General features: G+C 68.5%; 8 protein-coding genes. 4 read left to right on the top strand and 4 right to left on the bottom strand.

Features of this window, described 5'->3' with window-relative positions:
• The first annotated feature begins 43 nt into the window (after positions 1 to 43).
• From ACQRCJ_RS03615 to panB, 4 genes are all read left to right on the top strand, one after another.
• Complete coding sequence (locus ACQRCJ_RS03615) at positions 44 to 1,543, top strand: leucyl aminopeptidase (protein ID WP_040369722.1); 1,500 nt, start codon at positions 44 to 46, stop codon at positions 1,541 to 1,543.
• Entirely contained in the window at positions 1,544 to 3,061 is a 1,518-nt protein-coding gene (gene cobA, locus ACQRCJ_RS03610) for a uroporphyrinogen-III C-methyltransferase (RefSeq protein ID WP_427799365.1), read from the top strand.
• 3 nt (positions 3,062 to 3,064) lie between these two features.
• Positions 3,065 to 3,739, top strand: a complete 675-nt coding sequence (gene purN, locus ACQRCJ_RS03605; protein ID WP_168934768.1) for a phosphoribosylglycinamide formyltransferase — start codon at positions 3,065 to 3,067, stop codon at positions 3,737 to 3,739.
• Between the two features lie 125 nt (positions 3,740 to 3,864).
• A complete protein-coding gene (gene panB / locus ACQRCJ_RS03600) occupies positions 3,865 to 4,686 on the top strand; it encodes a 3-methyl-2-oxobutanoate hydroxymethyltransferase (protein WP_302260835.1) in 822 nt (273 codons plus the stop codon).
• A gap of 247 nt (positions 4,687 to 4,933) precedes the next feature.
• Here panB and ggt read toward each other — a convergent pair whose 3' ends face one another.
• The 4 genes from ggt to ACQRCJ_RS03580 all read right to left on the bottom strand — a co-directional run bounded on the left by ggt (position 4,934) and on the right by ACQRCJ_RS03580 (position 12,879).
• On the bottom strand, positions 4,934 to 6,691 hold the full coding sequence (ggt, locus tag ACQRCJ_RS03595) for a gamma-glutamyltransferase (RefSeq protein WP_303932016.1): 1,758 nt from the start codon (positions 6,689 to 6,691) through the stop codon (positions 4,934 to 4,936).
• Between the two features lie 408 nt (positions 6,692 to 7,099).
• Positions 7,100 to 8,395, bottom strand: coding sequence for an amidohydrolase (locus tag ACQRCJ_RS03590; RefSeq protein ID WP_427799374.1), 1,296 nt, complete (start codon positions 8,393 to 8,395; stop codon positions 7,100 to 7,102).
• A gap of 2 nt (positions 8,396 to 8,397) precedes the next feature.
• The gene (locus ACQRCJ_RS03585) at positions 8,398 to 11,748 is read right to left on the bottom strand and encodes a DEAD/DEAH box helicase (RefSeq protein WP_427799364.1); all 3,351 of its coding nucleotides are present in this window, start codon (positions 11,746 to 11,748) and stop codon (positions 8,398 to 8,400) included.
• 222 nt (positions 11,749 to 11,970) lie between these two features.
• Positions 11,971 to 12,879: an ATP-binding protein gene (locus tag ACQRCJ_RS03580; protein ID WP_168934765.1), complete on the bottom strand. Its 909-nt coding sequence runs from the start codon at positions 12,877 to 12,879 to the stop codon at positions 11,971 to 11,973.
• Positions 12,880 to 13,007: the final 128 nt, after the last annotated feature.

Below are 13,007 nucleotides of genomic sequence, written 5' to 3'. Positions count from 1 at the left end.
GCGCTGCGGGACGCCCGTTCATCTCGATGCTTCGGAGAAATCTATGGACATCCGTTTTCAATGCCTCGGCCCCGACCAGTGGAAGGCCGAGATTCTCATAGTGCCTGTCTGCCAGGGCGAGAACATGCTGGAAGCCTGCCCCGCGCTGGACAATCTGGCTCCCTGGCTGGCCATCGCGCCCGCCATGCGCGACTTCCAGGGCAAGAAGGGCCAGCAGGCCCTGCTGCACGGCCATCCCGAACTGCGCGTGCCGCGCGTGCTGGCCATCGGCCTGGGCGCCCGTGAAGACCTGACCACGGACGACATCCGCACGGCCGTGGCCACCGGTGTGCAGCGTGCCCACGAACTGGGCCTGGAATCCATCCTGCTGCTGGAACCCCAGCTGGCCACCCTGCCCGGCGGCCGTGAGCGCCTGGTGGAAGAAAGCGTCTACGCCGCCTGCCTGGCCCTGTACAAATACGATCTCAAAAAGCCCGCCAAGGACGCCCCCGCGGCTCCCCAGTGGCTGGCCGTGGCCTTTGAGGGCGATTTCGTGCCCGACGGCGGCCAGCAGGCCGCCCGCCGCGGCGAACGCGCGGCCGAGGCCGTGTGCCTGGCCCGCCGTCTGGACAACACGCCGTCCAACCTGCTCTCTCCCGCCCTGCTGGCCGAAGAAGCGCAGAAGCTGGCCGCCGATGCCGGTCTCAAGTGCACCGTGCTGGACGAGAAGGATCTGGCCGAAGCCGGCATGAACTGCCTGCTGGCCGTGGGCCAGGGCTCTGCCCGTCCGCCGCGCCTCATCGTGCTGGAGCATGCTCCCGAAGGCCATGAGCAGGAAAAGCCCCTGGTGCTGGTGGGCAAGGGCATCACCTTCGATACCGGCGGCATCTGCCTCAAGCCCGCTGCCAACATGCACGCCATGAAGGGCGACATGAGCGGGGCCGCCGCCGTGCTGGCCACGCTGGTGGCCTGCGCCGGGGACGAGCTGCCCCGCCGCGTGGTGGGCATCATGGCCTGCGCCGAGAACATGCCCGGCGGCAATGCCATGCGCCCCGGCGACGTGGTGCGCGCCGCTTCCGGCGATACCGTGGAGATCCAGAACACCGACGCCGAAGGCCGTCTGGCCCTGTGCGACGCCTTGGATTACGCCCAGAAGCAGTGGACGCCCGCGGCCGTGGTGGACATCGCCACCCTGACCGGCGCCTGCGCCGTGGCCCTGGGCACGCAGGTGGCGGGCCTGTTCTGCGATGACGACGCCCTGGCCGAGCACATCCGTGCCGCCGGTGCCGTGGGCGGTGAGAATTACTGGCCCCTGCCCCTGTGGAAGGGCTACGAAGACAACCTCAAGAGCGAGGTGGCGGACATCTGCCACATGGGCCCGCGCGAAGGCGGGGCCATCCACGCGGCGCTCTTCCTCAAGCATTTCGTGCGTGAGGGCGTGCGCTGGGCGCATCTGGACATCGCCGGCGTGGACTGGGCAACCAAGAAGACGGCGCTCTGCCCCGTGGGCTCCACGGGCTTCGGCGCCCGCACCTTGCTGGAACTGGCGCGTGGAGGCGTATAAATGAAGGTCTATCTTATCGGAGCCGGTCCCGGCGATGCCGGGCTGCTGACCCTGAAGGGCCGTGACGCGCTGGCCTGCGCGGACGTGGTGGTCTATGACGCACTGGCCAACGACTCGCTGCTGGGCCATGCCCGCCCCGATGCGGAGCGCATCTACGTGGGCAAGGTGGCGGGCAACCATGCCCTGCCCCAGCACGAGATCAACGCCCTGCTGGTGCGCAAGGCCAAGGAAGGCAAGGTGGTGGCCCGCCTCAAGGGCGGCGACCCCTACATCTTCGGCCGCGGCGGCGAAGAAGCCGAAGAACTGCTGGCCGCCGGCGTGCCTTTTGAGGAAGTGCCCGGCATCAGCAGCACCATCGCGGCCCCGGCCTATGCGGGCATCCCGCTGACCCACCGCAATTTCGCCTCGTCGGTGACCATCATCACCGGCCACGAGAACCCGGACAAGCCCGGTTCCGTGCACAACTGGAAGGCCCTGGCCGCCAGCGCCTCCACCCTGGTCTTCGTCATGGGCATGAAGAACCTGCCCGACATCGCCCGGCACCTGCTGGACGCGGGCATGGATCCCGACACTCCGGCCGCTCTGGTCTACCGCGGCACCACGCCCTACCAGCGCAGCCTGGTGGCCACCATCTCCACCCTGCCCCAGGCCGCCGTGGACAACAAATTCAGCAATCCCTCGGTCATCGTGGTGGGCAAGGTCTGCTCCCTGCACGACCAGCTGGGCTGGTTCGAACAGCGCCCGCTGTACGGCCGCAGCATCGTGGTCACCCGCGCCCGCGAACAGGCCAGCGGCCTGGCCCAAAGCCTGACCGAACTGGGCGCCAACGTCATCCAGTGCCCCACCATCGAGATCAGCCCCCTGGCCGATTACAGCGAGCTGGACGCCGCTGTGGCCCGTCTGGCCGAATACGGCTGGATCATCTTCACCTCGGTCAACGGCGTGCGTCGCTTCTGGAAGCGCCTGGCCACCTGCGGCCGTGACAGCCGCGCCATCGGCCAGTGCAAGGTGGCGGCCATCGGCCCCGCCACGGCCGACGCCCTGCGCGAACGCGGCATCGAGCCCGACTTCATCCCGGCCCGCTATGTGGCCGAGGGCGTGGTGGAAGGCCTGCTGGCCATGGGCCCCGTGGCCGGCGTCAAGATGCTCCTGCCCCGCGCCGCCAAGGCCCGCGAAGTGCTGCCCGACGAGCTGCGCAAGGCCGGGGCGCAGGTGGACGTCATCGCCGCCTACGAGACCGTGCCCGCCGCCGCCCGCAAGGACGAAGTGCTGGCCGCCATGCAGAACGGCACCCTGGACTGCGTGACCTTCGGCTCTTCCTCCACGGTGGAGAACTTCCTCTCCCTGATCCCGGCGGACGAGCTGCGCGCCCATCCTGAAGTGAAGTTGGCCGCCATCGGCCCGGTCACGGCCAAGACCCTGGCCGACAACGGCCTGCCCTGCCACATCCAGCCCGAGGCCTACACCATCCCCGCGCTGGTGGAGGCCCTGAAAGCTCACTACAGCCCGCAGAGGTAAACCATGGCCCTGAAAATCGCCATCCTGGCTTCCGGCAGCGGCACCAACGCCCAGTCCATGATCGACAAGGCCGCCCAGGGCGTGCTGGACATCGACATCCGCCTCATCGCGGGCAACCGTCCCGGCGCCAAGGTCTTCGAACGCGCCGAAAAGGCCGGCATCCCGCATGTCTGCATCGACCACAAGGCCTTTGCCGACCGCGAGAGCTTCGACCGCGAGATGGTGGCCGCCATCAAGGCGTCCGGCGCGGAATATGTGGTGCTGGCGGGCTATATGCGCATGCTGACCAGCACCTTCCTCCAGGCCTTCCCCGGCCGGGTCATCAACATCCATCCCGCCATCCTGCCCAGCTTCCCGGGCGCCCACGGCGGTCCCGATGCCCAGGCCTACGGCGTGAAGATCACGGGCTGCACCGTGCACTTCGTGGAAGAACTGGTGGACAGCGGCCCGGTCATCATCCAGGCCGCCGTGCCTGCCAATGCCGGCGAGGAACTGGACGACCTCATGAACCGCATCCATCCGCTGGAGCACCGCATCTACCCGCAGGCCCTGCAATGGCTGGCCGAAGGCCGCCTGCGCGTGGAAGGCCGCCAGGTCTTCCTGGCCCCGGCCGACCGCAAGACCGTGACGCCTGACGGCCCCTGGCTGGTCTGGCCGCCGCTGGAAGAAGGCTTCTAGCCATCCTGTCCATATCAGGGCGGGGGAAGGACATGCGTCCTTTCCCCGCCTTTTCTTTTCCTACCCGGGCCACGGCCCGTTTTTCCCGGGCGGTCATGCCCCGCCCGCAGCAAGGGAGCACTGCCATGAAACAGACCGCCGTCACTTTCCGCCAGGCCAAGGGGCAACGCAAACTGGCCATGCTCACGGCCTATGACGCCACCGTCGCCCGGCTCATGGACGATCATGTGGATGCCGTGCTGGTGGGGGATTCACTGGGCATGGTCATGCTGGGGCAGCCCGATACCCTGAGCGTGACCATGGACCAGATGATCCATCACAGCGCCGCCGTGTCCCGGGGCCTGACCAAGCCCCTGCTGGTCTGCGACATGCCCTTCATGTCCTACCACCTGTCGCCGCAGCAGGCCTGCGCCAATGCCGGACGCCTGGTGCAGGAAGGCCGGGCCCAGGCCGTGAAGCTGGAAGGCGGCCGCCATTTCTGCCCGCAGGTGGAAGCCATCGTGCAGGCGTCCATCCCGGTCATGGGGCATCTGGGTCTCACGCCGCAATCCCTGCACAGCATGGGCGGCTACAAGGTCCAGGGCCGGGGCCGTGAAGCCGCACAGGCCCTGCTGGACGATGCCCGGGCACTGGAACAGGCGGGGGTCTTCGCCATCGTGCTGGAATGCGTGCCCGCACCACTGGCCGCGCTGGTCAGCCGCAGCGTCAGCGTGCCCACCATCGGTATCGGCGCGGGCCCGGACTGCGACGGCCAGGTGCTGGTCTGGCAGGACATGCTGGGCATGGTAGACGGTCTCTCGCCCAAATTCGTCAAACATTATGCCGAGCTGGGCGCGGCCATGCGCCAGGCTTTCCAGACCTATGCCGACGAGGTTCGCGCAGGGACCTTCCCGGCAACGGAACATACCTACGGCATGGATGAGAAGGATCTGGAAAAACTGTATTGAACCGCCATCACTGCGGACTGCCCATAGGCCGATGCGTAACGGCTGCCGGGGGAAGGGCCCCCTTTCCCACGGGACCGGCTAAAAAAGACGAAAGCCCCGGCATTGCCGGGGCTTTTTATGTTTGTTTCGTTGAGACCTTTCTACCTCACAGCGCTTCCCGAGGGGGTGCTGCGTCCAGTCCGGGAACCCGGGCGGCCGCGGCCGTCATACCGGCAGCGGCTCCACGGGAAAGGGAGCTGCCGTCCGCCTAATAGCCGCAGGCCAGGCCGTCGCCGCGCGGGTCCGTACCGCCCTGGAGCACGCCTGTCTGCGGGTCGATGCGGATGGCGCCCGCATGGCCCATGGTATCGGTATAGTCCTCCACCCGGCGCACGGGGTGCCCGCGCCGGGCCAGCTCGTCGGCCACGTCAGCGGAGATGCGGCCCTCCAGCTTGAGGTCGTTGCTGGACTTGCCCCAGGTGCGGCCGTACAGCCAGCGGGGCGCGTCGATGGCTTCCTGCGGGGTCATGCCGTAATCCAGCACGCGGGTGGCGATGGCGGCCTGCGTCTGGGGCTGGCCCTCGCCGCCCATGGTACCGTAGACGAGGAAAGGCTTGCCGTTCCTGGTCAGCATGGCCGGGTTCAGGGTGTGGAAGGTGCGCTTGCCGGGCTCAAGGCGGTTGACGTGCGCAGGGTCGAGGGAGAAGAAGCTGCCCCGGTTCTGGAGCAGCACGCCCGTGCCCCGGGGCACGATGCCGGAGCCGAAGTCATGGTAGATGCTCTGGATCAGGGAAACGGCATTGCCCTGCCCGTCCACCACGCCCAGCCAGATGGTGTCGCCCTTGGGGTCCAGCGGCGCAAGGCTGGTGGCGGCCCTGCCCATGCGGATGCGGGCGGCCTGCCGCTTGCCGTGCCCGGCCGAGAGCAGGCGCTCCAGCGGGATGTCCACGAAGGCCGGGTCGGAAAGGTAGGTATCGCGGTCGAGGAAGGCCTCCTTGGTGGCCTCGATGATAAGATGGTAATAGTCCGCGCTGCCTTCCCGTATCTGCGACAGGTCGAAGTTGTTGAGGATGTTCAGGATCTCCAGCGAGGCCATGCCCTGGGTGTTGGGCGGCAGGTTCCAGGCCCGGCAGTCGCGGTACGGCACGGAGATGGGCTCCACCCAGTCGGCCGTATGCCGGGCAAAGTCCCGCACGGTGAGCAGGCCGCCGTTCTCTTCCAGATCCGCCGCTATGGCCGCGGCGATGGAGCCCTTGTAGAATTCGCCCGCGCCCTTGTCCGCCAGCAGGGCCAGCGTGGCCGCCAGCTCGGGCAGGCGCATGACCTCGCCCAGCCCGTAGGGCTTGCCTTCCCTGAGATAGGCGGCCGCAAAGCCCGGATAGCGCTGCAGATCGCGGAATTCCTGATCCGTGGGGTCGGTGTCCACCCCGCTCCAGTACGCCAGTGACGTGCTGACCGGGAAGCCCCGCTCCGCCAGCTCGCGCGCCGTGTCCAGCAGGGAGGCGAAGGAAAGCTGCGAGCCCAGGGCCGACCGGCTGTACTTCCAGGCCTCGTCCCAGCCCGAGACCACGCCCGGTACGGTATTGGCGGCCAGATAGCCGCGCGCCGGCACCTTGCTCAGCCCCCGGCTGCGGTAAAAGTCGATGCTGGCCTTTTCCCCGGCGCGGCCGCTGGCATTGAGGCCCTTCATCTTGCCCGTACGGGCATCATGGATGAGCCAGAAATTGTCGCCGCCCAGCGTGCACATCTGCGGATAGACCACGGCCAGGGTGGCGGCCGTGGCCACAGCCGCGTCGATGGCCGTGCCGCCGCGCCGCAGGATGTCCAGCCCGGCCTGGCTGGCCAGATAGTGCGGCGACGTGACCATGCCGTTGCAGCTCATGGGGTTCTGTCTCTGGGAAGGTGTCATGGGCGCGCTCCCTTCCCTGCGTGCTGTCGTAGTGGCGGCGGCGCTGCTCCGCGCGGCCGGGATGGCCGCCAGCGAGGCTGCGGCCAGTGCCGAATACAGGAACCTTCGTCTTTCCATCGTGCATCTCCTGCTCTGCCCGACGCCTTTGCCGGATGGCGGCGTCCGGGATGCCGGACATGATGCAGAAGGCATGCCGTAAAGATTTTTCCTGTTATCTCAAGCTATTGACAGAACAGACAGCAGCAGGGGCTGTTATTTTTCGACCCGAATGTGGAAAACAGCATTTTTCCACAGGCCCTGCCGATGAGGGCAGGGGCTCCATCAAAAAATTATCCTGCGCATACAGGTAATTATAAAAAATATTCCCAAATGTAGAAAAATCAGGGCAGCTGCGCATTACGTGGCGGCATCCCCCGATCCCGCAGGCCTGCGGGGCCTTTTCCCGTCGCCGCGACGGCATCTTCCGAACGGTCGCTTTTCCCGCAAGCCCGCCAGAGGCGGCCCTTCCGTATGGACGGCCACGTCCTAGCCGGCCAGCTCCCGGCAGACCTTTTCCAGCCAGCGCACACCGGGCCAGAGCACGGCTTCGTCGAAATCGAAGCCCGGCTGATGGTGCCCGGCCGCCAGATCGGCCCCCAGGAAGGCATAGGCCGCCAACCCGCCCTCTGCCTGCACGGCCCGCATCAGGGTCGTGGCGTCATCGCTGGCGCCCATACCGCCCTGCTCACGGATCCGGGGCAGCGGGAAGCAGCCCCCGCCCCGGGCATCGGGCGGCAGTTCCCGGGCACAGCGGGCCAGCAGCTCCGCGAAGGCCGCATCGCTTGCCGCCGAAGGCGCACCGCCCACCACGTCGAGCCGCCATTCCAGCCCGTGCATGGCGGCCGCGCCCGCGATGACGTCCCGGGCACGCCGCAGCATGTCGTCGTTGACCTCGCTGTTGTTGCCGCGCGTCTCGCAGGCCATGAAGGCCGAGGCAGGCACGGTATTGCGGCTGCTGCCGCCTTCCAGGCGTCCCACGCAGATGCGGCTGGTGCCGTGGCCATGACGCGGCAGGGCGTGCAGGCCCAGCAGGGCCGACGCCGCGCCCTTGAGGGCATCCCGCCCCTGTTCGGGGGCAGCGCCCGCATGGGCCGCCCGGCCCGTGAAGCGGACATCGAGTTTGCTGGTAGCCAGAAAAGCGCCCACGCCGGTGACCAGATCACCGCTGTGCGGGGCCCCCAGACCGATATGCACGGCCAGGAAATGCCGCGCCCCCGCCACATGGGAGACCATGGACGCCGCACCGCGCACGCCTTCCTCGGCAGGCTGGAACAGCAGACGCACACGCCGCCGCAGGGGGGCCGCGCCCGGAGCCGTCAGCAGGGCCGCCAGCCCCAGGCCCAGAGCCATATGGCCGTCATGGGCACAGGCATGGCACAGGCCTTCATGCCGGGAGACGAAGCCCTCGCGCACGGGCCGGTGGGAAGCCTCCTGCGCTTCCATAAGCGGCAGGGCGTCCATGTCGCAGCGCAGCACCAGCGCCAGCGGCGCGTCCGCCGGGCCCACATCGGCCACCAGGCCCGTGGTCCGGCCCATGCGCTCCAGCCAGTACGGCTCCAGCCCTTCCGCCAGCGCCCGCTGCCGGGCCCGGGCTTCGACCTCGGGCGCGGGCAGGCCCATGCGTGCGGCAGGGTCGATGACCTCCTGCCCCACACGCGGGGCAAGACCCATGTCCGCCAGCTGCCGGGCCACGAAGCCCGTGGTCCAGAATTCCGTCCAGCCTTCTTCCGGGTGCCGGTGCAGCTCCCGCCGCCATTGGATGATCTTTTCCGCCGTCTCCATCGTCACTGCCTGAAATCCACGGGCACGCGCACACGCTGCCCGGCCTTGTTGGTGAAAAGCAACCAGCCGTGTTCCAGCCCGAAAAGGTAGAGCCGCCGCGTCAGGTCCACGTCCTTGCGGCAGTAGGCGGCGATGTCGTCCAGCCGCCCTTCCTGCCACCAGCGCAGGGCCTGCAGGCCGTCGGCGCTCTTGGGCTCGTCCAGGGTCGCCTGCCCCAGATTGTCCAGGGACACGCGGTACTTGAGACTGTCCTGCACCCGGCGCAAGAGGTCAAGGCCCGGCAGGGCCCGCAGCTCGAAGGGCGCGAAGGCCGAGAGCACCGCGTAGTCGAAGCGGAAGGAGTTGAAGCCCACCACCAGCTGCGCGGCCCGCATGCGGGCAAAGAGCTCCGGCAGGGCCTCCTGCGTATAGGTGAAGAAATCGTCGGCCCGGCTGTCATAGGCCACGGCGATGCTCACGCCCATGCGATCGGCCCTGTTCCAGCCGCCCACCTCGGCGGCGCTGCGCCGGGTCTCCACGTCGAAGACCAGATAATGTTCCGGCGGCCTGCCCACCGCGCCCACACCGGGCTCGGGACGGACACGGACGTTGCCCGCATCACCGACAGCTACGGCGGGAGCCATGAGCCCCGGCTTTTGCATAATCGACAGGGTGGCTGTTGCCGCCGTGGCCCCGCCGGTCTTCCGTCCTGCCACCGGGGATGACTGGGGCGGAAGGGCCACCTGTTTGCCGGAAGGCTTTCCGGCTGCGGCGGATGCGCTGGTCTGCGGGCTCGTACCGGCCACAAAGACCTCTCCTCCGCGGCCCTCGATACGCTCCTCCTGCGAAGGAACGCCTTCCGAAGCCCCCGTCCCGGCTCCTCCGGCTCCAGCGACGCTTGTCCGGGCCCCCGGCCCGGCCTGTCCCGCAGCTCCCGCCGGGGCCGTGGCGGGGGCCTGTCCGGCCCAGGCCGCCATGATGGCCGCCATGTCCGGCACGGGCGGCGGCACCGGGGCCGCGGGCTCGTCCACAGGCCGGGGCGGCAGCAGTTCCAGCGGCGGGCTGATGCGCAGGTCGGCGCACAGGGCCTCGCCCTCGGCATCCGCACCAGGCGCCAGCAGATCGCGGATCAGGCGCAGGGCCCCGGCCTTGCTGATGGGCCGGTTGCCAGAGCCGCACTTGGGCGAATGCACGCAGGAAGGACAGCCGTCCTCGCAGGGGCAGACCTCGATGACCGCCGCACAGACCTCCAGCAGCTCGCGGGCATGGCCGAAGGCCTGACGCGTCAGGCCCGCGCCGCCGGGCAGGCCGTCATAGATGAAGACGCAGGCCAGGCCGGTCTGGGGATGGAGCGGGATGGAGATGCCGCCGAAATCGTTGCGGTCGGCCATGACCAGCAGGGGCAGCATGCCGATGGCCGTATGCTCGCAGGCATGGATGGAGCCCATGAAGTGCACGAAATCCTCTTCCAGACGCTGGCGGCAGCTCTCGGGGATGACGTACCACAGGCCCTCGGTCTCAAAGATCTGCGGCGGCGCTTCCAGCGGCACGATGGTCAGCAGGCGGTTGTCGCGCGTACTGCGCTTCTCGTAACCGGTGATGGTGTCGATGATGCGCAGCCGCCCCCGGCAGACCACGCCGCGCCCCAGGGGACGGCGCTCCAGCTCTTCAAGGATGTCCGTGCTCTTGTGGCCGCGCACCCGCGTGAACCAGTCCACTTTGGCCTGACGGGCCCGCACCCGGCCCGCTGCCGGGTCCATCTCCTCGATGACATAGCTGCGGCCCCGGTGCAGGTAGACCGCGCCCACATGGGTCTCGCGCCAGGCCCGGAAGCCGTCCACGGAACCGATGACCGTGCCCTCGCTGTCCTCGATGACGAAGCTCCGGCCCGTCCCGCGCAAGTCCACCAGCCGCTGCGGCCGCTTGCGGGCGGCCAGCCACTGGCTGCCGTCGGCGGAGAGCAGCAGGCGCCCCTGGGCCGCCAGATCGCGCAGGGCCTCCTGCGCCGGGGCCGGGGCCAGCCAGGGATCGCGGGCGGACAGGGGCAGCTCGGCGGCCGCGCACTCCAGATGCCGGGCCAGGATGACCTCGTTCCAGGGGTTGACCACGGCCTTTTCCGCCGGACGGCTGAAAAAGTCTTCGGGATGGCTCATGAAATACTGGTCCAGCGCGTCCTCGCCCGCCACCAGCACCACGGCCGACTCCTGCTGCGCCCGGCCCACGCGCCCGCCCCGCTGCAGGGTGGACATGATGGTGCCCGGATAGCCCACCAAAATGCAGACATCCAGCCCGCCGATGTCGATGCCCAGCTCCAGGGCGCTGGTGCTGACCACGGCCAGCAGCTCGCCCGAGGCCATGCGGGCCTCGATCTGGCGGCGTTCCTCGGGCAGGAATCCCGCACGATAGGCGGAGATGCGGCCCGCCCACGGCCCGGAAAGGCTCCCGGCCCACAGGCTGACCAGCTCGGTCATGCGGCGGGAGCGGCAGTAGACGATGGTGCGCAGCTTGCGTGCCAGCGCGGCCCGCAACAGATCGATGGCCGCCGTGGCCGGGCTCTGATCGGGATCGAGGAAGACGTAATGCCGTGCGCCCTGCGGCGCGCCGGACTGGTCCACCACCACGGGCGGCTGGCGGCCGGGCAGCAGGTCGAGGCCGGAGAGCGACGCGGCCAGCTCGCCGGGATTGCCCACCGTGGCCGTGCAAAAAACATAGGACGGCATGGCGCCGTAATGGGCGGCCAGCCGGTTGAGACGGCGGAACACGCCCGCCATGTGCGCGCCGAACACGCCGCGGTAGGTATGGGCCTCGTCCACCACGATATGGGACAGCCCGGCCAAGAAGGGGGCCCACTGCTCATGGTGCGGCAGCAGGGCCAGGTGCAGCATCTCGGGATTGCTGATGAGCACCGTGGGCGGGTCGCGGCGGATCTTGCGCCGGAAATGGTCGCTGGTGTCGCCGTCATAGAGGGCGGCCGTGGGCCGGGCCTCCTCGGGCCAGCCGGAGACCAGGCGCTGCAGCCCGGCCAGCTGGTCCTGGGCCAGGGCCTTGAGCGGGAAAAGATAGAGGGCGCGGGCCTCGCTGTCGCGCAGATGGCGCTCCAGCACCGGCAAATTGTAGATGAGGCTCTTACCGCTGGCCGTGGGCGTGGCCACCACCACGGAATGCCCGGCGCGGATGTGGTCCGTGGCCAAGGCCTGATGGCTGTAAAGGCCGCTCAGACCGCGCTCCTCCAGCGTGCGCCGGATGGCCGCGGGCCAGGGCAGGCGGCTTTCCGCATAGACGGCCGCCCGCGCGGGCTCGCAACGGTGATGCCGTATCTGCGGCCCCAGCTTGTCCGAGGCCAGCAGGGCCCGGACATATTCAGCGACGCCCATGACGGGCCTCCCTGACGATCATGGCTCCGGCCGCCGTACAGCCTGCCGTCAAACAGGGCCGGGCATGAGGGCTCCGGCACAAGGACAGCCGGGGAAAGGCTGCCGGTGCTCCGGACAAATCCCCGGCCCTGTGCGAGCGCAGCGGTCTCCGGGCAGGGAAGAAGGCAAAGACAGGGAGGGGCGCCGCCCCTCCCCGCCATGATCTTTCTGGAGCAGCCAAGGCTATTTGCTGTCCTTGAGGGCTTCACGGATGCGGCACACGCCGCACATGTCGCCGGACGAGGTGGGATAGCCGCAGCTGGTGCAGGGCGCCAGTTCCACGCCCTCTTCGGCCTCGCGCCGGGCGAACACCGGCCGGGCGCGGGCCAGGAAGCCCTGATAGAAGTCCAGTTTGCGGCCGGGCATGGCCGCTTCCAGACGCTGCAACAGGGCCTTGAGCGTGCTGAAGCTGGCGCCGGGGCTGTAGGGGCAGGGGGCATAGTGGTGCTCGATGCCCATGAGGAAGGCGTAGTTGGCGGTCTCGAACTCCGTCAGGCGCCACAGGGGCTTGACCTTGCGGGCAAAGCCGTCCTCGCCGTCCAGGCGCGGGCCCTGGTCCGAAAGATAGGCCGTGTCCCAGCGCAGGGTGTTGCTGAACAGGCGCGCCACCTCGTCATCCAGGTTGTGGCCCGTGGCCAGGGCGTCGAAACCTTCGTCCAGGGCCACCTTGTTGAAGAAATGCCGTTTGATCTTGCCGCAGGCCGAGCAGACGGGACGGTTGAGGCGTTCCTTGACCAGCGGGATGGCCAGGCCCTCGGCAGCCAGTTCCTTGACCATGAGCTTCAGGCCGTGCTTGGCGCAAAAGCGCTCCACCACGCCGCGGGCCACGGGCGAGGATTCCGGGATGCCCAGGTCGATGTGCAGGCCGGTGACGTCATAGCCCTGCCGGGAAAGCTCCAGCATCAGGGCCAGCGAATCCTTGCCGCCCGAAAGGGCCACCAGGATGCGTTCGTCACGGGTGAAGAGCTTTTGGCCTTCGATGCCCTTTTCCACCTGACGGGCAAAGAACTTGAGGTAACAGTCGGGGCAGAAGGCGGCGTTGTGGCTGCGCAGGGCCACCACGGCCGTCGCCTTGCAGATCTTGCATTTCAATGGCGTCTTCCTTGGAAAGAGTGGATGCCCCGGCGTGCTCCGGCGGCATGTCATGGCAAAAACAGGAAAAAAGCCCGCACGGGGCCTTTCCTGTATAAGAAACATCCCGCCCGGCGTCCAGACGACGG

It is taken from the genome of Desulfovibrio sp. SGI.102 (genome assembly GCF_050314315.1).
Lineage (GTDB): Bacteria > Desulfobacterota > Desulfovibrionia > Desulfovibrionales > Desulfovibrionaceae > Desulfovibrio.
Note: the sequence above shows the minus strand (reverse complement) of the source record. Positions and strands in the feature narration are given on the sequence as shown.